The organism is Pseudoalteromonas sp. c7(2019) (genome assembly GCF_011378625.1).
Lineage (GTDB): Bacteria > Pseudomonadota > Gammaproteobacteria > Enterobacterales > Alteromonadaceae > Pseudoalteromonas > Pseudoalteromonas arctica.
In genome coordinates this window covers 1-25,812 of sequence record NZ_WTKS01000014.1, presented here as the reverse complement: position 1 = coordinate 25,812, position 25,812 = coordinate 1, and the positions used below count along the sequence as shown (strand labels likewise).

General features: G+C 40.3%; 20 protein-coding genes. 4 read left to right on the top strand and 16 right to left on the bottom strand.

Translation table 11 applies throughout. The features are described from left to right. The 12 genes from GQR38_RS15085 to rsmD form a co-directional block, all read right to left on the bottom strand. Nucleotides 1-2,541 carry an EAL domain-containing protein gene (locus GQR38_RS15085; RefSeq protein WP_165722438.1) on the bottom strand — a complete coding sequence of 847 codons (2,541 nt, stop codon included), beginning with the start codon at nucleotides 2,539-2,541 and terminating at the stop codon, nucleotides 1-3. A 112-nt stretch (nucleotides 2,542-2,653) separates the two neighbouring features. After that, complete coding sequence (gene purD, locus GQR38_RS15080) at nucleotides 2,654-3,937, bottom strand: phosphoribosylamine--glycine ligase (RefSeq protein ID WP_165722440.1); 1,284 nt, start codon at nucleotides 3,935-3,937, stop codon at nucleotides 2,654-2,656. A gap of 15 nt (nucleotides 3,938-3,952) precedes the next feature. After that, nucleotides 3,953-4,774 carry a class I SAM-dependent methyltransferase gene (locus tag GQR38_RS15075; protein WP_007586523.1) on the bottom strand — a complete coding sequence of 274 codons (822 nt, stop codon included), beginning with the start codon at nucleotides 4,772-4,774 and terminating at the stop codon, nucleotides 3,953-3,955. Nucleotides 4,775-4,880: 106 nt separating this feature from the next. Next, on the bottom strand, nucleotides 4,881-6,467 hold the full coding sequence (gene purH / locus GQR38_RS15070) for a bifunctional phosphoribosylaminoimidazolecarboxamide formyltransferase/IMP cyclohydrolase (protein ID WP_165722442.1): 1,587 nt from the start codon (nucleotides 6,465-6,467) through the stop codon (nucleotides 4,881-4,883). 191 nt (nucleotides 6,468-6,658) lie between these two features. Further along, nucleotides 6,659-6,949: a DNA-binding transcriptional regulator Fis gene (gene fis / locus GQR38_RS15065; protein ID WP_002957804.1), complete on the bottom strand. Its 291-nt coding sequence runs from the start codon at nucleotides 6,947-6,949 to the stop codon at nucleotides 6,659-6,661. A gap of 19 nt (nucleotides 6,950-6,968) precedes the next feature. Further along, nucleotides 6,969-7,940 carry a tRNA dihydrouridine synthase DusB gene (gene dusB, locus GQR38_RS15060; protein WP_346774073.1) on the bottom strand — a complete coding sequence of 324 codons (972 nt, stop codon included), beginning with the start codon at nucleotides 7,938-7,940 and terminating at the stop codon, nucleotides 6,969-6,971. 281 nt (nucleotides 7,941-8,221) lie between these two features. After that, nucleotides 8,222-9,103 (bottom strand): 50S ribosomal protein L11 methyltransferase, encoded by an 882-nt coding sequence (gene prmA, locus GQR38_RS15055; protein ID WP_010553367.1) that lies wholly within the window; start codon nucleotides 9,101-9,103, stop codon nucleotides 8,222-8,224. Between the two features lie 67 nt (nucleotides 9,104-9,170). Beyond that, nucleotides 9,171-11,018, bottom strand: coding sequence for an RNA polymerase sigma factor RpoD (gene rpoD / locus GQR38_RS15050; RefSeq protein WP_007586533.1), 1,848 nt, complete (start codon nucleotides 11,016-11,018; stop codon nucleotides 9,171-9,173). 124 nt (nucleotides 11,019-11,142) lie between these two features. Continuing rightward, nucleotides 11,143-12,894 (bottom strand): DNA primase, encoded by a 1,752-nt coding sequence (gene dnaG, locus GQR38_RS15045; RefSeq protein WP_007586534.1) that lies wholly within the window; start codon nucleotides 12,892-12,894, stop codon nucleotides 11,143-11,145. A gap of 244 nt (nucleotides 12,895-13,138) precedes the next feature. Beyond that, complete coding sequence (locus GQR38_RS15040) at nucleotides 13,139-13,585, bottom strand: GatB/YqeY domain-containing protein (protein WP_024590610.1); 447 nt, start codon at nucleotides 13,583-13,585, stop codon at nucleotides 13,139-13,141. Between the two features lie 19 nt (nucleotides 13,586-13,604). Continuing rightward, nucleotides 13,605-13,820 carry a 30S ribosomal protein S21 gene (gene rpsU / locus GQR38_RS15035; RefSeq protein ID WP_002957797.1) on the bottom strand — a complete coding sequence of 72 codons (216 nt, stop codon included), beginning with the start codon at nucleotides 13,818-13,820 and terminating at the stop codon, nucleotides 13,605-13,607. Between the two features lie 145 nt (nucleotides 13,821-13,965). Next, entirely contained in the window at nucleotides 13,966-14,571 is a 606-nt protein-coding gene (gene rsmD, locus GQR38_RS15030) for a 16S rRNA (guanine(966)-N(2))-methyltransferase RsmD (protein ID WP_165722446.1), read from the bottom strand. A gap of 207 nt (nucleotides 14,572-14,778) precedes the next feature. On the opposite strand from rsmD, the gene ftsY reads away from it, so the two are divergent. The 4 genes from ftsY to rpoH all read left to right on the top strand — a co-directional run bounded on the left by ftsY (nucleotide 14,779) and on the right by rpoH (nucleotide 20,086). Beyond that, nucleotides 14,779-17,160 (top strand): signal recognition particle-docking protein FtsY, encoded by a 2,382-nt coding sequence (gene ftsY / locus GQR38_RS15025; RefSeq protein ID WP_165722448.1) that lies wholly within the window; start codon nucleotides 14,779-14,781, stop codon nucleotides 17,158-17,160. A gap of 87 nt (nucleotides 17,161-17,247) precedes the next feature. Then, the gene (gene ftsE, locus GQR38_RS15020; RefSeq protein ID WP_007582842.1) at nucleotides 17,248-17,925 is read left to right on the top strand and encodes a cell division ATP-binding protein FtsE; all 678 of its coding nucleotides are present in this window, start codon (nucleotides 17,248-17,250) and stop codon (nucleotides 17,923-17,925) included. Beyond that, a complete protein-coding gene (gene ftsX / locus GQR38_RS15015; RefSeq protein WP_007582840.1) occupies nucleotides 17,922-18,908 on the top strand; it encodes a permease-like cell division protein FtsX in 987 nt (328 codons plus the stop codon). Before ftsE ends, ftsX begins: the two co-directional genes overlap by 4 nt. A gap of 314 nt (nucleotides 18,909-19,222) precedes the next feature. After that, complete coding sequence (rpoH, locus tag GQR38_RS15010) at nucleotides 19,223-20,086, top strand: RNA polymerase sigma factor RpoH (RefSeq protein ID WP_007582838.1); 864 nt, start codon at nucleotides 19,223-19,225, stop codon at nucleotides 20,084-20,086. Between the two features lie 608 nt (nucleotides 20,087-20,694). Here the strand turns inward: rpoH and GQR38_RS15005 are convergent. Genes GQR38_RS15005 through gpmM form a run of 4 tightly spaced genes read right to left on the bottom strand, consistent with a single transcriptional unit; the run spans nucleotide 20,695 to nucleotide 25,494 of the window. Then, on the bottom strand, nucleotides 20,695-21,456 hold the full coding sequence (locus GQR38_RS15005; RefSeq protein WP_165722450.1) for a divergent polysaccharide deacetylase family protein: 762 nt from the start codon (nucleotides 21,454-21,456) through the stop codon (nucleotides 20,695-20,697). 50 nt (nucleotides 21,457-21,506) lie between these two features. Beyond that, a complete protein-coding gene (locus GQR38_RS15000) occupies nucleotides 21,507-22,772 on the bottom strand; it encodes a S41 family peptidase (protein WP_165722451.1) in 1,266 nt (421 codons plus the stop codon). A gap of 34 nt (nucleotides 22,773-22,806) precedes the next feature. Further along, complete coding sequence (locus tag GQR38_RS14995; protein ID WP_165722453.1) at nucleotides 22,807-23,946, bottom strand: peptidoglycan DD-metalloendopeptidase family protein; 1,140 nt, start codon at nucleotides 23,944-23,946, stop codon at nucleotides 22,807-22,809. A gap of 3 nt (nucleotides 23,947-23,949) precedes the next feature. Further along, on the bottom strand, nucleotides 23,950-25,494 hold the full coding sequence (gpmM, locus tag GQR38_RS14990; protein ID WP_165722455.1) for a 2,3-bisphosphoglycerate-independent phosphoglycerate mutase: 1,545 nt from the start codon (nucleotides 25,492-25,494) through the stop codon (nucleotides 23,950-23,952). Nucleotides 25,495-25,812 lie beyond the last annotated feature (318 nt).

Here is a 25,812-nt window from a genome sequence, read left to right as displayed (position 1 = left end):
TTAAAAAGAGGAGTCTAACATTTTTAAGCTATATTGGCTTTTTAAGAAGTGTAAATAGTCGGTGTAAGGCAGTGCTTTTGCGTATAAATAACCTTGGGCGCAATCAGCATTCATATCTTTGAGCAAGTGATGGATTTCTTGGGTTTCTACCCCCTCAATTGTTATTGATAAATTGAGGTTATGCGCCATATCAATGGCTGTTTGTACAATAACCTGGTGAGTAGGGTTATTAGGTAAATCAAAAACAAATGACTTATCTATTTTAAGTTCACTAAAGTGATAATTGACTAAGTAGCTAAGTGACGCATAGCCTGTCCCAAAGTCATCCAGTACTACTTTAATACCTAATGCGGTTAGCTCATCAACTAACTTTATAAGTGCATCCTGGCTATCTACGAAGGCCGATTCGGTTAGTTCAAATTTAAGTAACTGTGCCGGCACTTGGTATTTAATTAAAATATTTTCTACTTTTTCGGCTAAGTTATTTATAGTTAAGTTTTTAGCACTTAAATTTACGCTAATTGTGTGCTCGTTATAGCCATTTTTTGTAAGCTTGACTATGTCTTTACAGGCTTGCTCTATTACCCACAGTGTTAGCTCGTTAATAATGCCTGTGTGCTCAGCAAGTATTATTAGTTCTTCAATTGATAAGTTGCTGTAAGCTGGGTCGGGCCAACGTAATAAAGCTTCAGCACCACTTACGTGGTTACTTAATAAGTTTATTTGAGGTTGGTAATAAAGTGCCAGTTGATTTGTTTTGATGGCTTGTTGCAGCTTAGCGGCTAGAGCAACGTCCATCATTAGATTATTACCGTTTGACGATGACCCAACTTGATTAACGCTACCTTTTGCTTTTTTAAGCGCTAAATAACCACGCTTTAACCAATATTCAAAGTCGTTACTCTTACCTGCACTACTAATGCCTATACTGTAACTAAGCTGCAGGTTTAGCCCTTTAATTTCATATTGTTTTGGTAGGCTGCTAATTATTTTAGTCAGTAGTGCTTCTAGCATTTCTTGGTTTTGTGTTTTAGTAGAAATACAGGCAAATACGCCACTGCTTAAATCGGCTAAGCGTGGGCTGGTGTTTAAATCTGTTTCGAGGTTTGTAAATTCGCGTTCATGGCTGAGTTCTAATTCAAGCTCTTTGGCTACATGCTTTATAAGTGTGTAGCCCTGAGAAGAGGTAATAATAGTATTGAGCGAATTAAAGTGACGTATTTTTATTAAACATAAAGTTGTTGAGCGGTTTTGGCTTTGTAGCGCCATAAATGCTTGTTTTAGCTTGGAGCTATTAAGTAACTTTGTTTGTTGTGTGTGCGTGGCATGGTAAAGCGCACGTTCGCGCTGATACCTTACTCGGTCTGCTAACGCCATTGCCATTAAAATAACTTCGCACAAAATAGCGACTAAAAAGGCATGGCGGGTTGTAAAGGTATACGGTAAAACACCAGTGAGTTCCATGGGCTGAATTGCAGCACCAAATATTAGTGGTATCCATGAAAAAACATAAAACTTAGCCCACCTAAAACCACTACGTAACTTGTTATATATTAAAATAATACAGGTAATATAAAGCAGTACCATCACACCAAAAAATATAGGAGCCGCTATATTCTCGGGAATAAACAAGCTACATACAGCAAGAACAAACATAAGCCAAAGTAGGGTGATGCTCATTTTGTAGCGCCAGCATTTATCCTTATGGTAGCGCAAAAACATGGTGCAAAAAGCAAGGGTGAAAAAAGCGACCCCATAATTACTAAACACGACTTGTTCGTTAATAAGGAGCTGCCAGTGATTAGGCCATATATAAAAACCAAAACCTAATACAGCCCCCATTAACGTAATAGCGCTGACGATGTAGCCAATATAAATTAAATAAACACGGTCTTTTATGCCAAAATAAAGCACCAAGTTATAAAGCGCAGCCATCAATAGCACGCCTACAAAAATGCCCCAGATCCCAGTTTGAGAGCGCACTAAGTCAATAAACTCTTTATCACGATATAAGTTTACAGGTGTTTTACTTATGCCGATTGTGTCTATTTTCATTACTAGGCGCTGTGACGATTTTCTTTCTACTAAAAAACGAATATGCGGTACGCTGTATTCAAACAAAGAGAGGGCTTCTTCTTTATCGCCGAGTTTGTATGTTTCAATTAGTTTGTTGTTTTTATCGAGGCGATACACCGTAAGGTGATCGACCATAGGGTTGTCAAAATGTGCCACAACATTTTGCTTGTTAAGGCTTTTATTTTCTAAATCAAGAAACAACCAATAGTTTTGCTGGCTAAAACTCCATGGAACACCTGAAAATGGTTGATGAGTAAGTAATTCAGGTTGGTTAATGATGGTATCGAATGTTTTAGTTTTGGTTTCGTCAATATAGTAGGCGTAATCGAGGTACATTGGAGCCGTTTTATCAATTGTATATCGTGTAGGCACGACAAGGTTTGATGCCAATGTACTGATTATAAAAAATATAAATATCAGTATGGCAACAGCAATTGCATGGTAACGTAAAGTTCTTAGTTCCAACGTTAATTTACTTTTAAAAAACCTTTTAATTAGTGTAGCACTAAAAAAGCGCAGATAAACTGCGCTTTTGTAGTTAAATTAACTGGTTATACCAATGAATAGGTATTACAGGCTATTGCTCGCGTGCAATAGCACGGTAAGCTATATCAGTACGATATTCCATACCATCCCAGCTAATATGTTTAACAAGCTCATAGGCGCGCTGCTGCGCTTCTGTAACAGTGTTACCAAGTGCTGTTGCGCATAATACGCGACCGCCTGCGGTTACAACGTCATTGCCACTTTGCTTAGTACCCGCATGAAACACTTTTTCACCCGCAGGGTAATCAACTTTTAGCCCCGAAATTGCATCACCTTTAGGGTAATCACCAGGGTAACCTTTAGCTGCAAGTACAACACCAACGGCTGCGCGTGGGTCAAACTTAATCGTTGTTTTATCAAGTTCTACACGGTTAGCAGCTTCAATCAATTCAACTAAGTCTGATTGTAAACGTAGCATCATTGGTTGAGTTTCAGGGTCGCCAAAGCGACAGTTGTACTCAATTACTTTAGGGGTACCTGTTTCGTCAATCATCAAACCTGCGTATAAAAAGCCGGTGTACGGATGGCCTTCGCTTGCCATGCCTTCTACCGTAGGGTAGATCACTTCGTTCATAATACGCTGGTGGATTTCATCCGTAACAACTGGCGCAGGTGAGTATGCACCCATGCCACCCGTGTTAGGACCGGCATCGCCATTGTAAGCGCGTTTATGGTCTTGACTGGTAGCAAATGGTAATACGTTTTTGCCATCAACCATTACAATGAAAGACGCTTCTTCACCCTCTAAAAATTCTTCAATAACAACACGACTTCCCGCATCGCCAAAAGCATTACCCGCAAGCATATCGCGAATAGCATCTTCGGCATCGGCTTCCGTCATTGCTACAATTACGCCTTTACCTGCAGCTAAACCATCTGCTTTTACAACAATTGGCGCGCCTTTTTCTTTTAAATAAGCTAAGGCTGGGTCAATTTGTTCAAACGTTTGATAATCGCCTGATGGGATATTGTGGCGCGCTAAAAAATCTTTAGTAAACGATTTAGAGCCTTCAAGCTGGGCTGCGCCTGCCGTTGGGCCAAAAATAGCCATGTTATGTTCACGAAACTTATCAACAACACCCAGTACTAACGGTATTTCTGGACCTACAATAGTAAGATCTACATTGTTTTGCTGTGCAAAACTAAGTAAACCCTCTAAGTCGTCAACGTTTATTGCTACGTTTTCAAGTTTTGGTTCAAGTGCAGTACCTGCATTACCAGGGGCTACAAATACAGTATTTACTTTGGTGTTTTGAGCGGCTTTAAACGCAAGTGCGTGTTCGCGGCCGCCGCTGCCAATGACTAAAACATTCATGGCGAAAATTCCTATTTAAAGCGGTTTCTTAAATTTCAGCGTCATGCGGTCGCTTTCACCAATGGCTTTATATTTGTCAGCATCTTGTTCGCCGAGTCTTAAGCTTGGTGGTAGCGTCCATACACCTTTAGGGTGATCGGCTGTATCTTTTGGATTTGCATTTATTTCACTGCTTGCTACTAATTCAAACCCAGCTTGTTTAGCAAGGTCTACTACGTAGCTCTGCTTCATATAACCTGATGTTTTTTGATCTTCGTCAGCACGTTCTTCAGCTAAACGGTGTTCAACTAAACCTAATGTACCACCTGGTTTAAGGGCTTTATAAAAAGCTTGGAATGCACTTAATGCACCGCTTTTATCTTTGCCCATATACCAGTTATGTACATTACGGAAAGTTAAAACCATATCGGCACTGCCAGCTGGCGCAATATCTAAATGTGTTACAGGTGCAAACTCAGTAATTTTAACGCTACTAAAGCGCTCATCTTCAGCTACTTTTTGTTTGAAGCCCGCAAGAGAGCGTTGGTAGTAGCCAACTGATGAATCAGCAGGAAAGTGCGCGGCATAATAAGTGCCTTGCTCTTTTAGTGCTGGCGCTAAAATTTCACTATACCAACCACCGCCTGGCGCAATTTCAACAACTGTCATAGTTGGTTTAAAGCCAAAAAATGCCAGTGTTTGAGCCGGGTGACGATATTCGTCACGAACGCTGTTTTTAGCGCTACGTTCGCTTGATTGAAGTGCATGCTCAAGGCTCGATTCGTGGTTATGGCTAAGCGCCATAGTCGATGTCATCGTTAGTGTGGCTACAAGTAGCGATTTTAGCGCAAATTTCATTGTTTGTTCCTTCACATTATAATTTTAAATAGGTTATTGAATAATCAGAATACGTGAATTTATAGCAAACAAAAAGGGTTAAACCAACGTTTAACCCTTTGTGTGATTAGTGGCGGAAATGGCGCATACCAGTAAGTACCATTGCCATGCCAGCTTCATCAGCAGCTGCAATCACTTCTTCATCACGCATTGAGCCACCTGGCTGAATTACCGCAGTAATACCAGCGGCTGCTGCTGCGTCAATTCCATCACGGAATGGGAAGAATGCATCAGACGCCATAACTGAACCTTTAACTTCAAGGTTTTCGTCGGCAGCTTTTATGCCTGCAATTTTAGCTGAGTATACGCGGCTCATTTGGCCTGCGCCTACACCAATGGTCATACCGTCACGGGCATAAACAATTGCGTTTGATTTAACAAACTTAGCTACTTTCCAACAAAATAGTAAATCTTTAAGTTCTTGCTCTGTAGGTTGGCGCTTAGAAACAACTTTTAAGTCGCCTTGCGTTACCATGCCTAAATCGCGGTCTTGAACTAAAATACCGCCGTTAACGCGTTTAATATCTTGGCCAGCTGCTTTACCTGTCCACTGTCCACATTCTAATAAACGAACGTTCTTTTTAGCTTCAACAATTTTTGCAGCGTCGCTTGAAATACTAGGTGCGATAATTACTTCAACAAACTGACGGTCAACAATTGCTTGTGCAGTTGCTGCATCTAGCTCTCGGTTAAAGGCAATAATGCCACCAAATGCTGATGTAGGGTCTGTTTTAAAGGCGCGCTCGTATGCTTGTAGGATGTTATCCCCAATTGAAACGCCACACGGGTTAGCATGTTTTACAATTACGCACGCAGGTACGTCAAATTCTTTAACACACTCAAGGGCTGCATCGGTATCTGCAATGTTGTTAAACGAAAGGGCTTTACCTTGCAATTGAGTTGCTGTTGCAACTGATGCTTCAGTAATGTCACTTTCAACATAAAAAGCAGCATCTTGATGTGAGTTTTCACCGTAACGCATATCTTGTTTTTTAGTAAACTGCATATTGATAGTACGTGGAAATTTAGTCTCTACAGCAGCTTCCTCGGTGTAATCAGGAACCATTTTACCGAAGTAATTAGCAATCATGCCATCGTATGCGGCAGTGTGCTCGTAAGCAGCAATCGCTAAGTCAAAACGTGTTTTATACGTAGTAGAGCCATTATTGTTTTGCATTTCACTAATAACACGGTCGTAGTCACTCGCGTTTACCACGATTGTTACGTCTTTGTGGTTTTTAGCGGCTGCACGAACCATTGTAGGGCCGCCAATATCAATATTTTCAATAGCATCTTCAAGGCTGCAGTTTTCTTGAGCGACTGTATTCGCAAAGGGGTATAAGTTAACTACAACTATGTCGATAGCAGAAATGTTGTTATCTGCCATTACGCTTTCATCTTGTCCGCGACGGGCTAATATGCCGCCGTGAATTTTTGGGTGAAGAGTTTTTACGCGACCATCCATGATTTCAGGGTGGCCTGTGTGATCTGATACTTCAGTCACTTTTATGCCGTTATCAGCAAGTAGTTTACATGTGCCGCCAGTTGATAATATATCAACGCCTTGCGCTTCTAGTGCGCGGGCAAATTCAACAATACCGGTTTTATCAGACACACTTAATAGTGCGCGACGAATGGGACGATGAGTATCCATTGTAGTTTGATTTCCTCAGTTAATGAGCTAGCTTAGAAGCGGGCATTTTAACTGATTACAACTCAAAAAACGACTTATAAAGCGCCGATGAGGGTGAGCATTTTGCAACTCGGCTATTAAACTACGGGCATAAAAAAAGCACCCTAGGGTGCTTTTTTAATAATTAGCTGTGATAATTCACAGCCAGCATATTAGTTCATGCCGTATTTTTTAAGCTTTTTACGTAAAGTACCACGGTTGATACCTAGTAAAATTGCTGCACGAGTTTGGTTACCACGTGTATATGTCATCACTTCTTCAAGTAATGGCGCTTCTAGCTCTGAAAGAACAAGGTCGTAAACGTCTTGCACATCTTGACCGTTAAGCTGCTTTAAATAGTGGTGAACAGCTTTTTTTACTGCATCACGCAATGGCTGCGGTTTCTCGTGTGACTGAACATGAGGGTTAGTGATAAATGGAGAAGTCACGTTTTGTTCGAACATTATTAAGTCTCTTTCTTTCTTAGTTAGCTGCTAGTGTTTTAAAGTATTGCTCTAATGCGACGACCTGTGCTTGTGGGTTGTCGAGCGCATTAAATACTCGCCTAAACTGACCATCACTGTCATGGGTTTGCAAATACCAAGATACATGTTTGCGAGCAATTCGCGCTCCCATTGGCTCACCGTAAAACAGATGGAGGTTTGTTAAATGCTCCATTAAAATACTGCGCACCTCTGCAATAGCAGGCGGCTGTAAGTGTTCCCCAGTTCGCAAATAGTGGTCTATCTCCCTAAATATCCAAGGGCGACCTTGGGCGGCTCGGCCAATCATAATGGCATCTGCACCCGTATAGTCTAAAACCTGTTTTGCTTTTTCTGGTGATGTAATATCACCATTGGCAACAACAGGAATCGACACTGAACGTTTTATATCCCTAATCGTGGCGTACTCAGCATCACCTTTGTACATACATGCGCGCGTACGCCCATGTACAGCAAGTGATGCAATGCCATAACGTTCAGCTATTCTCGCAATCTCTACACCATTACGGTTATCCGGATCCCATCCTGTACGGATTTTAAGTGTCACAGGTATATCAACAGCATTAACGACTGCATCAATAATCTCTTCCACAAGTTTAGGAAACTGTAATAAGGCAGAGCCTGCGAGTTTCTTGTTCACTTTTTTTGCTGGGCACCCCATATTGATATCTATGATCTGTGCACCGTTAGCAACATTGAATTGTGCGGCCTGCGCCATAAGCTCAGGATCTGCTCCTGCAATTTGCACAGCGCGTATACCCGACTCACCGCTGTGATCCATACGGTTCATCGACTTTTCCGTTTTCCAAACCTTAGGATTAGACGATAGCATTTCAGAAACAGCTAGCCCTGCGCCTAAACGACGGCAAAGTTGTCTAAATGGTCTGTCTGTAATGCCAGCCATTGGCGCGACAATTACATTATTCTCAAGTTGGTATTTACCGATACGCACTATATTCAATAGGCCTCTTTTCAAGGGGCGCTAAGTTTACGGTTTTTTTCACAAAAATCAAAGGCTATAAATTGAACAAAAGTAACTTTTTTTTGCCCTTTTCGTATTGACATTTGATAACCACATGACAAGTAGGTTGATTTGTTTGAAATTTATACAAGTTTTATTTTTTACACAATAATCAGAAAACTTTTAATATGTAAAAAAATAGTAAAGCCTGTTAAATACAGGCTTTACATGCAGGTTTTGAGTTAATGCTCTAAATTTGGTTGTGCAGTTTATTACGCTTTTTTAGTGCCACTCACTCGAGTCCAATCACCTTCAACGGCAATATCATCTAGTTCAATAAACGGTGCATAAATATCAGCAACTGATTGTGCTTGTTCTTCTAAAATACCCGACATGGCAATTTTTCCACCAGGCTTTAATAAACCTAAAATTACACTGTGCAATTCGCGAAGTGGCTGGGCTAATATATTTGCCACTACTATGTCGGCGGTAAACTCAGGTTGGTTTTCTGGAAGGTATACTTCAAGTTTGTCTGCAACGCCATTACGGTTAGCATTATCTAAGCTTGCCTCAAGCGCTTGAGGATCAATATCAATCCCAATCATGCGCTCTGCGCCTAGTTTTATAGCTGCAATACCTAAAATGCCTGAGCCACAACCAAAATCAACAACCGTTTTACCTGTTAGATCTTGGCTTTCTAACCACTTAAGACATAAGGCCGTTGTTGCATGTGTGCCCGTACCAAAAGCAAGGCCAGGGTCAAGCAGTACATTTACTGCATCAGGATCTGGAATGTCGCGCCAGCTTGGACAAATCCATAGCCTTTCACCAAATTGAATAGGGTGAAAGTTATCCATCCATTCACGTTCCCAGTCTTTATCCTCAAGCTGCTCTATTTTGTATACTAAATTGTCTTTTAGTTCATCATGGCGTTTCAATAACGCAACGACTTCATTCATATCGTGATTAGCTTCAAACAAGCCAATTACTGTTGTATCAGCCCAAAATACAACGGTGCCAATTTTGGGTTCGTAAATAGGGGTGTCTTTTGCGTCAATAAAGGTTACTGAAGCACTACCCGCTTCCATTAATAGGTCACTTACTGCATCTGCTGTTGCAGCATTGGCGTTAATACGAATTTGGATCCAAGCCATGATTATTTCCTTCAAATAGAAAAAAGGCCGCTATAGCGGCCTTTTTAGTTTATATAGTAGCGCTAAATTATTTAGCGTCTAAAAAGCTTTTCAGTAAATCTGAGCGAGAAGGGTGGCGTAATTTACGCAGCGCTTTCGCTTCTATTTGACGAATACGTTCACGTGTTACGTCAAACTGTTTACCTACTTCTTCTAAGGTGTGGTCGGTATTCATATCAATACCAAAACGCATACGTAGTACTTTAGCTTCACGGGCTGTTAGGCCTGCAAGTACATCGTTAGTTGCGCCACGAAGAGACTCCATTGTTGCCGAATCGATTGGCGAATCAATAGTTGTATCTTCGATAAAGTCACCTAAGTGAGAATCTTCATCATCACCGATTGGTGTTTCCATTGAAATTGGCTCTTTAGCAATCTTAAGTACCTTACGGATTTTATCCTCAGGCATCATCATGCGTTCTGCTAATTCTTCTGGATTTGGCTCACGACCCATTTCTTGTAACATTTGACGAGAAATACGGTTAAGTTTATTAATCGTTTCAATCATATGTACTGGAATACGGATTGTTCTTGCTTGGTCAGCAATAGAGCGAGTGATTGCTTGACGTATCCACCACGTAGCATAAGTAGAGAACTTATAACCACGGCGATATTCAAACTTATCAACTGCTTTCATCAGACCAATGTTACCTTCTTGAATTAAATCCAAGAATTGTAAGCCACGGTTTGTATATTTTTTAGCAATTGAGATTACAAGACGTAAGTTAGCTTCAACCATTTCTTTTTTCGCACGGCGTGCTTTCGCTTCACCAATGCTCATTCGACGGTTAATGTCTTTAATACGCTCAATGCTTAAACCTGTTGTTTGTTCAATAACAGATAGTTTATTAATGCTACGAATGATTTCTGGCTTAACTTCTTCAAGTTTAGCTGAATACTTTTCGTTACCTGAAATTTCTAAATCTACCCATGAAGCGTCAGTTTCGTTATTAGCAAAATGCTTAACGAATGTTTTCTTCGGTAATTTAGCAATTTGTACAGCTTGTTTCATGATTAGACGTTCTTGAACGCGAACACGATCCATCATTTCACGCATGTTATTTACCATGCGGTCAAACTGTTTAGGTATTAATTTAAAGGTTCTGAAAAGCTCACCAATTTCAAAAATGGCGGCTTGTGATTCAGGATGCGAACGACCTTTAGCTTCAAACGTATCACGTGCTTTATTGTATAAATCACGTAAATTTTCAAAATGAATGCGCGCTTCTTCAGGATCTGGCCCTGTGTCTACTTCTTCTTCATCTTCGTCATCGCTATCAGCATCATCTTTGTCATCTTTATCGTCATCAAGTTGCTTAGCACTTAATTCTGAACCGATATTAGTTGCTGAAATTGGCGCTGTATCTTCATTAGGATCGATAAATCCAACGATGATATCGCTTAAACGCATTTCTTCAGCTTCAAACTTATCCCACTGCTCTAGCAGGTAAGTGATTGCTTCAGGGTACTCTGCAACAGAAATCTGTACTTGGTTAATGCCTTCTTCGATACGTTTAGCGATTACAATTTCGCCTTCACGTGTAAGAAGTTCAACAGTACCCATTTCACGCATGTACATGCGAACCGGATCCGTTGTACGGCCGATTTCTTTTTCTACAGTCGCAAGGGCTGCAGCGGCAGCTTCAGCTGCGTCTTCGTCTGTCGTTGTTTCTTGCATCATTAATTCATCAGCATCAGGCGCGTTTTCGCTAACCTTGATACCCATATCATTAATCATGCTTATGATATCTTCTACTTGATCTGAGTCTATAATGTCTTGTGGAAGGTGATCATTTACTTCTGCAAAAGTTAAGTAGCCTTGCTCTTTACCTTTTTGAATCAGAAGTTTTAATTGTGACTGAGGAGTTGGATCCATAGAGATTGTTTCTTCCACTCTGATAAGTTGATACAACAGGCGCCATCATGTAGTTTGCATTAAAGCCAACTAGAATAATGTGACGCAGTGAATAGCACAGTATAACAGTTTAAATCAATTTTGACTAGCTGTTAGTGGCTTTTAACGCTGTCATTAACAAATGACACTCAAGTCTTTCGTCGCTACTAAGGCCTTGAGTCTTGTCCTTTATTAATAGGGTCTCGAGTCGATAATTTAAACACTGATCTTCAATAAACTTGAAAGTATTTTTAAAAACCGTCTCTAAACGCTCTTCATTTATGTCGTGTTGCCACGTTGCAAGCTTGATTAAGGGCTCGTAATCTTCAGTTCCTCTAAAAAATTCGAGTAGTTGCGCTGTGGTAATGCTTTCTTTTTCTAAAGCTTGCTCTTGTAAGCGTAATAATAGCCCTATACCAGCAATATTCATTTGTGCGAGTTCAGGCAAATATGGCACATTTTTAGCCAAATTAGGATGTTGAATTAAAATACCAATCGCTTGACGCATTGGTGTTATTTTAAACTTACGTTCAATCGAATGCTGTTGCTTTGGCGTTTTTAAACGGTTATTTAATTGCTCACGTGTTCTTCCGATTAAACGCCCTAACTGTTCAAGAATGTTTTCTTGATAAAATTCACTTGGGATTTTTTCAATGAGTGGAAGTGCTGCACTGAGTAATTTAGCTTTTCCTGAGTCGAGTGTTAAATCAACTTCTTGGCTTAATTTATTAAACAATACTTTGGTAAAGTCATCTGCTTGGCTTAGGCGCAATTCGAATTGCTCCTTACCTTCTTTTTGTACAAGAGAGTCAGGGTCTTCGCCATCGGGTAAAAAAGTAAATTGCAGTGCTTTACCGTCATTTAAATAAGGAAGTGCGTTTTCAAGCGCCCTCCAAGCTGCATCACGGCCAGCTCTGTCGCCATCGTAACAACAGATTACTTTATCTGTTGTTCTAAACAGCGTATGCATGTGCTCGCTTGTTGTTGCGGTACCTAGTGATGCAACGGCATATTCAATCCCTTGCTCGGCTAAGGCAACAACATCCATGTAACCTTCCACAACCATTACATGCTCAAGTTTTTTATGGGCTTGCTTTGCTTCATAAAGTCCGTAAAGCTCAAAGCCTTTATGAAAAATTCGGGTCTCTGGCGAGTTTAAATATTTTGGCCCTTGGTCGGCTTGCATTACACGCCCACCAAATGCAATAACGCGTCCGCGTTTATCGCGAATAGGGAACATTAATCGGTCGCGGAAAAAATCAAATTGTCTGCCCGGTGTTTTTTCTGAAGCTAGCTTTAATTCAACTAATTGCTCTTTTTGTTCTTTATTACGGCCAAGCTGAAGACATAATCCATCCCATTCGCTGGGGGCGTAGCCAATCATAAACTTTTTAACTGTCTCACCACTTAAACCACGGCCTTTTACATATTCAATAACGGCGGCAGAATTACTGTGGTGTTTTAATTGGTGCTGATAAAAGCGCGCAGTATGAAGCATTAAATCGTAATCAGAGCGCTTTTGCGCAGCAGTACGTTCTGGTGCTGAGTTTGTGCCTTGTTCTCGAGGTACTTCTAAGTTAAGCATGCTTGCTATTTCTTCAATAGCATCTACAAACTCAAGCTTTTCATACTCCATTACAAACGAAATAGCATTACCATTAGCGCCACAACCAAAGCAATGATAAAACTGTTTGTCTTGCGATACGGTAAATGAGGGCGATTTTTCGTTATGGAATGGGCAACAAGCTTGATAATCCTTACCTGCTTTTTTTAGACCTACTTTTGAGTCTATCAGGTCGACAATATCGGTTCTGGCAAGTAAATCGTCTATAAAGTTACGTGGGATCTTTCCAGCCATTAGTAAAATACAGTCCTGAAATAATAAGAAGAATAACGAATATGAAATTTACTTTTTTATACTTGCTTGATGCAAAGTATAGCGTGCTTTAACTTACCAAAATGATAACAAAATAAATAGGGAAGCTATAAAAAATTTCATTTTAAAGTAACCTAGTAGGTGTACTTTTTATTAAAGTTAAAAACAAAGAAACCGAGCGCAAGGCTCGGTTCACTTCAATCATACTTTAATGTATGTGGGAGTATTAGGCAGTTAATCGTTGCTTAATTAAACCAGAGATTTTGCCCATATCGGCACGACCTTCGGCTTTGCTTTTGATTATACCCATTACTTTACCCATGTCTTGCATACCTGCTGCGTTAGTATCAGCAATAGCCGCATCAATGAGAGCAATGATTTCTTCTTCACTCAATTTTTGAGGTAAGAAAGTTTCAAGTGCTACTATTTCATTGGCTTCAATATCAGCTAAATCATCACGCCCAGCATCTTTGTACTGAGTGTAAGAGTCACGACGTTGTTTAACAAGCTTCACTATAACGGAGGTAATACCTGCGTCGTCTAGTTCTATACGCTCGTCAATTTCACGTTGCTTGATTGCAGCAAGTACCATACGAATAGGGTTAAGACGTAATTTGTCTTTAGCTCTCATCGCATCTTTTTGCGCATCTTTTAGCGTTATTAAAAGGCTCATTTATACAAGACCTAATATATTAGTATAATTTAACGCGACGTGCGTTATCACGAGAAAGTTTTTTCATGTGACGTTTTACTGCAGCAGCTTTTTTACGCTTACGCTCAGCTGTTGGTTTTTCATAGTGCTCGCGACGACGAACTTCTGAAAGGATTCCTGCTTTTTCACATGAACGCTTGAAGCGACGAAGTGCTACGTCAAACGGTTCGTTCTCTCTTACTTTAATTACTGGCATTAAAAATTCACCTACCTAAATTATGAGCGTTGCTCAAGTTGATCAAACATTGATCAAGTGGTTCAAAAATGGTGCGGTATTGTAATCCGAAGCAACACCACATGTAAAGGACAATATTAACAGAAACGCATCATGTAAAACAGTATTAATTTGCTTGGCGCTGGTAGAGTTTGCAAAACACTTGGCCTGCCTTTTTTTCTTTAATTAACAACCAGTTGCTCGGGTTCTTGAAGGTGGTTAACTCTGTTTCTACTTCAACATAAATTAATGCATCATCGCTTAACCATTGGTTTTTTTCTAATAAATCGCAGGTTGTTTGCGCTAAATCTTTACGAAATGGTGGGTCAACAAATACAAGATTAAACGCTTCGTTTGTGTTTTTTTGCTCTAAAAAGGAGAGTGAATTAGTATGTTTAACGTATGCGTTGTCGAGCTTTAAAGTGCTAATGTTTTGTTCTAATTGCTTGGCAGCTGACGAGTCGAGCTCGATAAATGTGGCGTTTTTGGCAAATCGAGATAGCGCTTCAAATCCTAACCCACCAGAACCTGCAAAACAATCAAGTACATTTGTGTGACGCGTATCTTGCATTAGCCAATTAAATACAGTTTCTTTAATTCGATCGGTAGTAGGTCTTAAGCCTTCTACATTTTTAACTGGGAGTTTTCGGCCTCGAAATTGGCCACTAATCACTCTAATAAAGCCATCGCTGGGCTTGTTAGTAGCTTTATTTTGCGTTGTTTTTTTTCTCATTTAGCTCACTAAAAAATGGTATATGGTATCTAGCTCAGATAATATTATGGGTGATTACGTGTAGCTTCATTTTTCAACCGTATTAAAAGTGTTACTATTGAACACTTACGTTTTGAATGGTTGTATTTATTAGCAACTATTGCTGGGCATTGCCAAGCTATTTCAAATTTTAGTTTATCAGATTTTTATAAGTGGTTATTAGCAAGTATGACAAAAAAAAGTAAATTCATGTCGTGGCTCGGTTTTGGCAAGTCAGATAAAAAAGAAGCAGAGCAAAAAGCAGCCGCTGATAAACAACAAGCATTAGCGCAAGAAGAAGCGCAGAAGCTAGAGCAAGAAAAGCTTGCACAGCAGGCTGAAACTGAACGTTTACAAGCAGAAGCAGAAGCCGAAACAGATCGCTTAGAGCAGGAGCGTATTGCTGCTGAACAAATTGAAGCTAAACGTTTAGAGCAAGAAACGCTAGCACAGGAGCAAGCTGAAGCTGAGCGCTTAAAAGCAGAGGCCGAAACAGAGCGCTTAGAGCAGGAGCGTATTGCTGCTGAACAAATTGAAGCAAAACGTTTAGAGCAAGAAAAGCTAGCACAGGAGCAAGCTGAAGCTGAGCGCTTAAAAGCAGAGGCCGAAACAGAGCGCTTAGAGCAGGAGCGTATTGCTGCTGAACAAATTGAAGCAAAACGTTTAGAGCAAGAAAAGCTAGCACAGGAGCAAGCTGAAGCTGAGCGCTTAAAAGCAGAGGCCGAAACAGAGCGCTTAGAGCAGGAGCGTATTGCTGCTGAACAAATTGAAGCAAAACGTTTAGAGCAAGAAAAGCTAGCACAGGAGCAAGCTGAAGCTGAGCGCTTAAAAGCAGAGGCCGAAACAGAGCGCTTAGAGCAGGAGCGTATTGCTGCTGAACAAATTGAAGCAAAACGTTTAGAGCAAGAAAAGCTAGCACAGGAGCAAGCTGAAGCTGAGCGCTTAAAAGCAGAGGCCGAAACAGAGCGCTTAGAGCAGGAGCGTATTGCTGCTGAACAAATTGAAGCAAAACGTTTAGAGCAAGAAAAGCTAGCACAGGAGCAAGCTGAAGCTGAACGTTTAAAAGCAGAGGCCGAAACAGAGCGCTTAGAGCAGGAGCGTATTGCTTCTGAACAAATTGAAGCAAAACGTTTAGAGCAAGAGCGTGCTGAAAACGCAGAAAAGATTGCAATTGAGCAGGCCAATGCTGAATTACTTGCAAAACAACAAGCTGATGCAGAAGCGCAAAGACAAGAATATGCACAACGTTTAGCCGACCAAGAAACGCAGATGCTGTTAGAGCAAGAGCGATTGGCTGCAGAAAAAGTAGAAGCTGAGCGACTAGATCAAATACGCCTTGAAAAAAAGGATGAAGCTGTAAAGGCTGAAAAGCTTGCAATAGAGCAAGCGAATGCTGAGTTATTAGCAAAAGAACAAGCAGATGCTGAAGCACAAAGACAAGATCAAGCAAAACGTTTAGCAGAACAAGAAGCGCAAATGCGTTTAGAGCAAGAACGCATTGCGGCTGAAAAAGCTCAGGGTGAACGTTTAGAGCAAGAACGTATTGCGGCTGAAAAAGCTCAGAACGAGCGTTTAGAACAAGAACGTATCACAGCAGAACTTGCAATTGAAGAATCTAAAAAAGCAGAAAAGCCGAAAAAAGAAGGGTTTTTCTCTCGCCTTAAAAAGGGCTTGTTAAAAACTCGCGTTAATATAGGTTCTGGCTTTGCATCTATTTTTAGTGGTAAAAAAATAGATGACGAATTATTTGAAGATCTTGAAACACAGCTGCTCACCGCCGATTTAGGCGTTGATACCACCATGAAGTTGATTGATAGCTTAACTGATGCTGCAAACCGTAAGCAGTTAAAAGATGGTGATGCGCTTTATGAGTTAATGAAACAAGAAATGGCGGCGATGCTAAAAACGGCTGAACAGCCTTTAGTAATTACCAAAGATAAAAAGCCATTTGTTATTTTAATGGTGGGCGTAAATGGCGTTGGTAAAACAACGACTATTGGTAAGATGGCTAAGCAATTTCAAAGCGAAGGTAAGTCGGTTATGCTGGCTGCTGGCGATACGTTTAGAGCGGCTGCTGTTGAGCAACTTCAGGTTTGGGGTGAACGTAACAGCATTCCTGTTATTGCACAGCATACGGGTGCAGATAGTGCATCGGTTGTTTTTGATGCATTCCAAGCTGCAAAAGCACGTAATATAGATGTGTTAATTGCAGATACAGCGGGTCGCTTGCAAAATAAAGATAACTTAATGCAAGAGCTTGAAAAAATAGCTCGTGTTATGAAAAAAATTGATCCTGATGCGCCGCACGAAGTGATGTTAACCATTGATGCTGGCACAGGTCAAAATGCAATTAGCCAAGTGAACTTATTTAATCAATGCGTTGGCTTAACTGGTATTACGCTTTCAAAACTTGATGGAACTGCAAAGGGTGGTGTTATTTTTGCGGTTGCAGATAAGTTTAATATTCCAATTCGTTACATTGGTGTTGGTGAAGGTATTGATGATTTACGCGCTTTTAAAAGCGATGACTTTATTGATGCGTTATTTAGCCAAGATGAGGACGACGTTTAATTTACCAAAAGAGGGAGCTTGCTCCCTTTTTAATTGCGAGGAATACCAATTTTATTAGTAAACTAATTGAATTGGCATAATAAAAAAATGATAAATTTTCAGCAAGTAAGTAAGACTTATCCTGGAGGGCACCGCGCCCTCGAAAAAGTTAATTTTCATGTTAAACCGGGTGAACTTGCCTTTTTAACCGGCCACAGTGGTGCGGGTAAAAGTACGTTGCTTAAGTTAATTAGCTTAATGGAACGTCCATCGGCAGGCAGTGTATTTATCAACGGTGTTGATTTAAATAAAGTAAACTCGCGTCAAATTCCTTATGCTCGCCGTGATATAGGTATTATTTTTCAAAATCACCGTTTACTAGAGCGCTATACTATTTTTGATAATGTGGCACTGCCTCTTATTATTGAGGGTACTCACCATAAGCAAATAGCTAAACGTGTTCATGGTGCGCTTGATAAAGTAGGCCTGATAGACAAAATAAAATGTCATCCGTCTATGCTCTCTGGAGGCGAGCAGCAACGTGTTGGTATTGCCAGAGCAATTGTAAACTCTCCGCCAATTCTGTTAGCCGATGAGCCTACAGGTAACCTAGACCCTGAGCTTTCAATGGAAATCCTAAAGCTGTTTGAGGACTTTAATAAACACGGCACCACTGTTCTTATAGCGACGCATGACTTAGGTTTGGTTGCACGTATGAAGTACCGCAGTCTAACCTTAAAAGATGGCCGCATGCTTCAAGATCCGCTCGCTGAGGGAGCACTATGAGTTTACTTTTTAAAAGTCGTCAAAATAGTAACGACAAGCAAAAAAAATCAGTATTAGCTGGCGGTTATTTTTTCATTATTAATATTTTTCGCCAAGGTGTTCATAGCTTAGGTGAAATGTGGCGTACGCCGCTTGCATCTATGATGACTATTGCTGTACTTGGTTTGAGCCTAACGTTACCTGCAACACTTTATCTCGTTGTTAAAAACGTACAGCAAGTAAGTAGTGGTTTTGAAGAAGCGAGTGAAATATCGTTGTTTGTAAAAGAAAGTATGAACGAGCAAGAAACGCAAACATTAGTAAAGCGTTTAGCACTTTATCCAGAAGTGGAAAGCGTTGAATTTATATCAAAGCAAAAAGCACTAACAGAATTTAAAGACGTATCTGGCTTTGGGCAAGCTTTAGAGTACTTAGATAAAAACCCATTACCTGATGTGGTACTTGTTACTCCTACAAAACGTCATAGACACCCAAATGCCGCTAAAGTACTGCTAACTAAATTAGAAAGTGAACGTGAAGTTGATTTTGGTAAGCTCGATATAGCGTGGCTAGAGCGTTTAAATGCATTACTAGATTTACTGAAAGAAAGTGTAATAACCATCGCATTATTACTGCTTACCTCAGTGACGCTTATTATTGGTAACACCATCCGTTTGTCGATCATGGATAAAAAAGAAGAAATACAAGTAATGAAGCTAGTCGGCGCAACTAACACCTTTATACATGCCCCATTTTTGTGGACAGGTATTTGGTATGGTGTAATAGGTGGTTTATTCGCCTTTATATGCGTAGGACTAATGATGTGGTGGCTTTCAAGCGCTGTGAGCAGTGTAGCGGGGGTGTATCAAACAAGCTTCTCGTTAATTGGATTATCGCTTAATGAGCTCGGCTTTTTAGTGTTACTTGCAACAAGCTTAGGATTTGTAGGCTCGTACCTTTCTGTAAATCGATATATTAAAGAAATAGAACCCGATAAAGTATAAACAATCCTGCAAACTATAAGTGAACCAACCCAGCTTGATATGCGTATCGTACCGAACTGGGTTGTACCTCCTGTTATTAATACTGTCATATTTATGTACTATCCTCCCATGAAGTAATGAGTTGTAAATAAGGTGATGCAGCGAGGTTAACCTGCTGCAGCTCCTCAATTCATCACTTATTCAGTCGCTTGTAGTAGACTAAACACATACTAAAAACTGCTTGATTTATACTTTAAAAAAGTTTTAAATTGGGGTTAGCACTCTTAAAGAAAGAGTGCTAAGATAGTTTCAAATGTTTATCACCGAGGTGAAAAATGAGTAAAGATTTATACGCAATGGCACTTACAGTCGGACAACAAAGCGCAAGCATGGACGGTTACCTTCAAGCGGTAAGCACTATTCCTATGCTTAAAGTTGAACAAGAGCAAGAACTTGCTAAAAAGCTTCAGGAAGAAGGTGATCTTAGTGCTGCCAAGCAACTCATTATGTCGCATTTACGCTTTGTAGCACATATTGCTAAAGGCTACTCGGGATACGGCTTACCACAAGCTGACCTTATTCAAGAAGGTAATATAGGCCTGATGAAAGCGGTTAAGCGTTTCGACCCTACTGTGGGTGTACGTTTAGTATCGTTTGCAGTGCATTGGATTAAAGCCGAAATTCACGAGTTTGTGCTTAAAAATTGGCGCATAGTTAAAGTTGCAACCACTAAAGCGCAACGTAAATTGTTTTTTAATCTTCGTAAAAACAAAAAGCGTTTAGGTTGGTTTAATCAAGCTGAGGTTAGTACCGTTGCTAGCGAGCTAGGTGTGAGTGAAAAAGAAGTACGTGAAATGGAATCGCGCATGAGCGGCCAAGACATGGGCTTTGACCTAACTGGCGACGATAACGACGACGCACCAACAAGTACGTACTCTCCAGTACAGTATTTAACAGATGGCGCAGCTGATTTAGCTGACGACGTTGAACAAGAACAGTGGAAAGAGCAAGCGCATACTCGTTTATTTAGCGCACTTAAAACACTAGACGAACGTTCACAAGATATTGTTAGCGCACGTTGGTTGTCGGATGATAAAGCGACTCTTCAAGAGCTTGCACAAAAGTACAGTGTATCTGCTGAACGTGTTCGCCAGCTTGAAAAAACAGCGATGAAAAAGTTACAAAGCGCTATGAGCTAATATTGCTCAAGCAGCAAATTTAAAAGCCCTGCATGAAAATGCGGGGCTTTTTGCTTTCGCGTAGATTGGTTTGAGAGAAGCGAAACCCAACGATAAAATATCTAATTAAGTAGTACCAATCCGCAATAATACTTAATCATTTTGCGGGGCTAAACGTGTCGCTACCTGCGTTAAAAAATTCTCAATTAGAACAACTAAATAGCGATTTTTTTGCCTGGCTATCAACTCGTTTTTCCGCCCTCAAAATAGATCACTTAATTAAGCGAATTGGTATAATACTAGGGCGTGTTGATCTTTGCGGATTGAAATTTGTTCAATCTAGGGGCGATTAAATCGCGGCGCGAGGTTTGTAACCTAGTGGGCTAAGTAAAAACCGAGTAACAAAGAGTTTATCGTCCCTAGGCTGAACCCGAAGGGCAGCGCATGTTTGGCATTTATGCTGCGTTATCGCCTATTTATGGGGAATAACCACACTTCATAGGCTCTGCCTTGCCTAAAAACCAAACATACTGCTGCAAATTCAACCATCAAAGATCAACACGCCCTAATACTCTGCATTATCGAATGGTTAGTTTATCATTCGGATATAGCTTTATTTAAAGCTTATATCACCGAGCACTAATCTCTTTTCCCTCAGCTTGCGCTAACTGAATGTATTTACGCTCAACCAGCTGCGAAACCGGCACAAGCTCAAAACCTTGCTTAGTTAGCTCGGGTAAGGCATGGCGTAAAAATTCGATGGTTTCTGGGTAGGGATGAGCAATTGCAATAGCGGAATTATGAGTGATGGCTAGTTGTTTTAATTCTTCAAGCCTTAGCTGCAGTTGTTCTGGTGTAGTTATATTGTCTAAGAACACTTGGCGACTAATATTGGCAACACCTAAAAAGTTAGCAGCATTTTGTGCTTGGCTTAAATCGGTTGTGCGGCTATCTAAAAAATATAAATGGCGCTTTTTAAGCACTTCCATTGTCCACTTCATAGCTTGGCTTTGCTGCGTAAGCGCTGAGCCCATGTGGTTATTAACGCCTTTAACTTGCGGTAAACTAGCGAGAGCGGTTCCTAGAGTTTGCTGAAGCTGCTCTTTATTCATATTTAAAGTAAGCGCGCCAGGTCCGAGTTCTTTACCGTTAAGTGCCTGCATAGGTACATGAAGTAATAACTCTTTATTTGATTGACTAGCAAGCGTTGCAAAAATTTGCGAATAAGGAGTATGGGGCAAAATTGAATACGACAATTGCCCTGGTAAGGAAAGGAACTCTAAGTCCCGTTGATGATAGCCTATATCGTCTATCACTATTGCTATTTGTTTGGCGCTAATTGTTGCTGAGCTAAAACAAATAGCTAATATTAGCCATTTTATTATTTTCACGTTTATAGTTTTTATTATCTTTTTAGCTTTATTTATACAGCTTATACAAGCTACTGCATGCTGAGTAATTGTTTTGCTTTAACTAACTGTAAGTCGGCTAAGTTACCAGTAAGTAATTGCGCTTTACTGTTAGTGTGTTCATTTTTTATTATAACGGCTTTATTACTTTGTGAAAGGTTTGTTTGATTAACCGCCACATCTGGGGTTATTCCTATTCCATCAATCGATTTACCTAGCGGCGTAAAGTATTTAGCTGTGGTGAGCTTTAATGCAGTGTTGCCGTCACCTAGAGGAATGAGCGATTGTACAGAACCCTTCCCAAAAGATTGACTGCCAACAACGGTTGCTCGTTTATTATCTTTAAGTGCTGCTGCAAGTATTTCGGCTGCAGAGGCTGAATTTTCATTTATAAGCACAACAATGGGGGCATTTTTTAGAATGTCTCCACGCTTTGCATAAAATGCTTGGTTGGCATCGTAAAAACGTCCTTTAGTAGTCACTATAGTGCCACTTTGTAAAAATAGGTCTGATACCGCTACTGCGCTTTGTAATGTACCCCCTGGGTTATCACGTAAATCAATTACTAAGCCTTTAAGTGGGTAACCAAAGTGGCTTTGCAGGGCAGCAACTTGCAGAGCAACCTCATGCAATGTGTGGTTAGAAAAATTATTGATAGCTATATAACCAGTACCAAAATCTAGAAGTTCGCTTGTTACGCTTTCGAGGTTTATTTGGCGGCGTGCTACATGAAACGTGAGTGGGTTTTTATTGTTATCACGATTTATAATTAGCTCTATATTTGAAAATTTACTGTCTCTTATTAGTGTTGCTACTTCATCGATTGTACGGTTTTGGGCTGCTTGGTTGTTTACACTTACAATAATATCGCTTGGCAAAATACCCGCTGCTTTTGCGGGGGAGTTATTAACCACATTAACAATAGTCATATTCTCGTCGATATTTTTAACCTCAATACCAATACCTGTATAGCGCCCGTTTGTGTTATCAAATAATGAGGTTAGTTCGTGCTCATTTAAGTACTTAGAGTAAGAGTCGAGCTTTGAATATAAGCGCTCAAACTGTTGGCTATTATATTTAATGTGGTGGCTATTTTGTAAGGTGAGATCTTCAACGTAGTAGGCATGGATGTTAAAGAGTATTTCGTCTATTTGTTGTCTTTTAAGATCTTTAATCGAGCTTGCTAGTACGTTACTAGAAAAAGCGATTAAGGTTAGTAATACAAGTAAATACAGACTTATATAAAAGCCTGTATTTTTTTGATCAATGGTAATTACTGCAGTTTTTTTAGTTGTCATCAGCTGCTCCAGAGCGGTGCAGCGATTTATTTAATTAAATGCGTTTGCACCATTTTACAGGATTTACTGCGCGTCCTTTGTGGCGTATTTCAAAGTATAGACCAGAACTAGCTTGTCCGCCGCTTTGGCCAACTAAAGCAAGGGTTTCGCCTTCGCGTACCATGTCGCCTACATCTCTTAGCAGTGTTTGGGCATGACCATATAGGCTCATAAAACCTTCACCATGGTCTACAACAATTACCCAACCATAGCCCTTTAGCCAATCGGCAAATACAACTTGGCCGTTATGTACGCTATTAATATTAGTGCCTTCTTTTGCACCAATTAATACGCCTTTCCAATCAATACCACCATGTTTACGTTGGCCGAATGTGTGCTCTAACTTGCCTTTGCTCGGCCAGTCTAATTTGCCTTTGTTTTTATTTAGGCCCAGTAATTCAATTTTCTGTGTTTTTTCTTTTTCGAGTTCTTCAATTGTTGCTACTAAAGTTTGTTGGTTTTCTTTTAAATAGTTTATTGAACTTTTGGTGCTGTTGAGCTGAGCTTGTAAATTTTTAAGATTAGCTTGGCGTTCACTTTGTGCATTAAGCAATGCAGTTTGACGTCTTTTTTGCTCATCAAATAAAAGCGCTAGTTTTTCTTGTGTTTTAACAAGCTCTTCTTGGTTTTGTACTATTTGCTTTTGAAGGTCTTTTAGATCTTCAATTTGTTCAATACGGGCTTTATTTAAGTAGTTGTAATAACTAAGTGTGCGCTCAAATTTTGCAGTGTCTTCTTGATTTAACAGCATTTTAGAGTAGTCGTCGCCACCGGCCATATAGGCGCTTTTAAGCTGCGCGGCTAAAATTTTCTGAAATTGAGTGTGCTTTTTATCGAGCTCATCGGCTTTATTTTGTAGCTCTTTTTGCTGTGTTTTAGTTTCTTTTACTGATTGTTCTGCCATGTTAAGTGCTTTAGCATTTTTAGCTATATCGAGTTCATGGCTTTTTAGGTTTTTTTGTAGTGACGCTATTTTTTTTCTTTGGGCGTTATACTCAGCTTGGCTTTGCTCAAGTGCATTTTGAACTTCTGATAAGTCTTTTTTAGTACGATCTTCATTAGCAACTGCAGATGCAGTCACTAATGAAGTTAGTATTAAACCGCACTTAATTAACCGGTTAATACGTCTATTCATGTGTTATTTCAACATCATGATAGGCGTACCAGTCATTTCGTTTGGTTGCTCCATGCCCATTAAGTGAAGCATTGTAGGGGCTACATCACTTAATGCTTTACCTTGCATAGGCTCTGCATCGCGACCAACATAAATAAAATGTACCGGTTCACTAGTGTGAGCTGTATGCGCTTGGCCTGTTTTAAGATCAGCCATTTGCTCAGCATTACCATGATCGGCTGTTATTAGTGCTTCACCACCAAACTCTTCAAGTGCATCAACAACACGACCTATACAGCTATCTACAGCTTCACAAGCTTTAACAGCAGCTTCAAATACACCAGAGTGACCAACCATATCGCCGTTAGGGTAGTTACAAATAATAGCATCGTATTTACCGCTTTTAATTGCTGCTACTAGCTTGTCGGTTAGCATTTCTGAGTTCATTTCAGGTTGTAAGTCGTAGGTTGCAACTTGCGGCGAAGGAATTAGCTCGCGTGTTTCGCCTTTAAATTCACTTTCGCGCCCGCCACTAAAGAAAAACGTAACGTGTGCGTACTTTTCGGTTTCTGAAATGCGAAGCTGTGTTTTGTTATTTTTTTCAAACCACTCACCAAGTACGTTTACTAACGGTGTTGAACCAAAGGCAATAGGTGCATCTATATCGGCTGCATACTCTGTCATCATTACAAATGCACTAAGCTCTGGCGTTCTTTTTCTTGCGAATCCATCAAAATCAGGCTCAACAAAAGCGCGAGTAATTTCGCGGGCTCTATCTGCTCTAAAGTTGGCAAAAATTAGAGTGTCGCCATCGTTTATTGAAGCAGGAGCGGCGCCTGTTGGTGTAATGGTTGTAGCGGCCACAAATTCGTCGTTTTCGTCGCGCTCGTACGCTGCATTAAGTGCCTCTACGCCGTTATCAAAATTAAAGTCACCTTCAGCTAATGCAATTACGTTGTACGCTTTTTCTACGCGGTTCCAACGGTTGTCTCTGTCCATTGCGTAGTAGCGGCCAATAAGTGACGCCAAACGACCGCATTTAAGTTCGCTAAATAACGCTTCAATACGTTCGATTGACGCTTTAGCACTACGTGGAGGTGTATCGCGGCCATCTAAAAAGCCATGAAAGTAAACTTCTTTAGCGCCACGTTTTGCAGCAAGTTTTATGCTAGCAACTATGTGGTCTTCATGGCTATGCACACCACCTGGGCTTAAAAGACCCATTATGTGAACTGCTTTTCCTGCACTTACCGCTTTATCTATGTTTTCAACTAAGGCTGGGGTTGAATCAAATTCGCCATCGTTAATTGCTTTAGTGATACGGGTAAAATCTTGATAAACAATGCGACCAGCACCTAAGTTCACATGGCCAACTTCTGAGTTACCCATTTGACCATCAGGAAGACCAACATCTAAACCCGAAGCTGATATTAATGTGTGTGGCCGTGTGGCCCATAAATTGTCTAATACCGGCGTGTTAGCTGCAAGAATAGCATTACTTTGCGTATCTTCGCGGTATCCCCAACCGTCTAAAATCATTAATACCAGTGGTTTTTTATGCTCTGTCATAATAGCTCCTGAAAATTAGTATCTGTTGATGGATACTGTGCACCTAAAAGGTTTATTAGCGTGGTTTTAGCATACCGTGTTTTTAAGCTAGGATCAGCATTGAAAACAAGATATTAAATTTTTTCACTTATACCTCATTGACTAACCTGATGTAATGGTCTCCTCCCTATACGGCATCTATGTGCCATGATTAAAGTGGTTACAATAATCAAAGGGAGAAGACCAAAATGAAGATTACAACAATTGGTTTAGATATAGCAAAAAGATTTTTCCATGTGGTGTGCTGCAATGAACAAGGGCGCTTAGTTAAAAAGAAAA